The following is a 1,305-nucleotide window of genomic DNA, read 5'->3' on the forward strand; positions in this document are numbered from 1 at the left end:
GGTGCGCGATCAGCCACGGGAAAAACCAGCCAACTATATACACCCGCCCGCGGGTGCGCGATCAGCCACGTGAAAAGCCAGCCAACTATATACACCCGCCCCATAGGACCCAAACACCAGCACCACTCGCACACAGCTCTGCCCTTTGCACGGTACGGCTACAAGACTGGTAGGGGCGGGTGCTTGTAGGGGCGGGTGCAAGATCCGCTATCGGAAACACCAGCACCACTCGCACACAGACCATAGGACCCAAACACCAGCACGACTAGCACACAGCTCGAGTCTGATCGCCCGCCCCCAGCTTCACTTTAGCGCCTGCTGGTTTCCCGACAATTTCACCGCGTAACATTCGCCCCGCCGCTTCGAGTAATTGTTCTTCTAGGTAAGGCTTAGTAAAATAGCCTCTCGCGCCTAATTGATAAGCCATCTGGCGGTGTCTGTCAGCGCCCCTAGAAGTTAACATAGCAATAGGTAGACCTTCGAGTTGTGGGTCTTTCTGCATTCGCGAGAGAAGTTCCAAGCCGTCCATACGGGGCATTTCAATATCGCAGAAGACGATATCACAGGGTAAGCCAGATTTAAGTTTTTCCCAGGCTTCCTTACCGTCGCGGGCTTCTTCAACCCGATAGCCGGATTTTTCAAAGGTCATAGACAACAACGATCGCACTGTAATCGAATCATCAACAATCAGCACAGTCGGCTCAGTTTTAGAGGCGGGAGCATCTATGGGTTCACTGGGGAGATTATCATCCCCTATCATGGTATTATCAGTTCGGCGTACCCGATCAGTAGCCAGGTCAATTAATTCTAAAACATCGGCGATCGCCACAATTTGACCATCCCCCAAAACAGTCGCCCCGGCGATACCAATAGGTTTAGGTACCGGACCTTCAAGCTGTTTAATTACGATTTCCTGTTCTACCAAAACCTGATCAACTTGAACAGCCAGATAATTAAGCGCCGCCCGTAGTACAATCACAGAAATCATATCCTCTTCGATATTCGCACCATAAACACCGCCGCGACCCAAATGGCGTTTATAGGTAAGTAATTCCCGCAGGTGGCGGAAAGGCAGCACCGAACCCCGCCATTCTAGGGTCTGTTTACCGTCTGATCCTGTTTTAATTTGCTCACGAGGCAATATTACTACCGATTCGGTATTGGGAGAGGGAACTACCTTTACGATCCGCCTCCCACTCAATATGAGTATCTCCCGGGCGCTTTGTTGTATTAGCGATCGGGCTCGGATTGCTTTCCCTATGGATGGGGTGGAGGATATGATCGATGTGCCTCGTGAGCAAATTA

The 1,305-nt window shown here is 51.2% G+C and carries 1 pseudogene; it reads right to left on the bottom strand.

The annotated features are described in order from the left end of the window. Positions 1-265 precede the first annotated feature (265 nt). Positions 266-1,141 (bottom strand): annotated as a pseudogene (locus B9T16_RS28745) (response regulator); the annotation flags it as partial. Between the last annotated feature and the right edge of the window lie 164 nt (positions 1,142-1,305).

It is taken from the genome of Arthrospira sp. PCC 8006, assembly GCF_046480465.1.
GTDB classification, from domain to species: Bacteria; Cyanobacteriota; Cyanobacteriia; order Cyanobacteriales; family Microcoleaceae; genus Limnospira; species Limnospira platensis.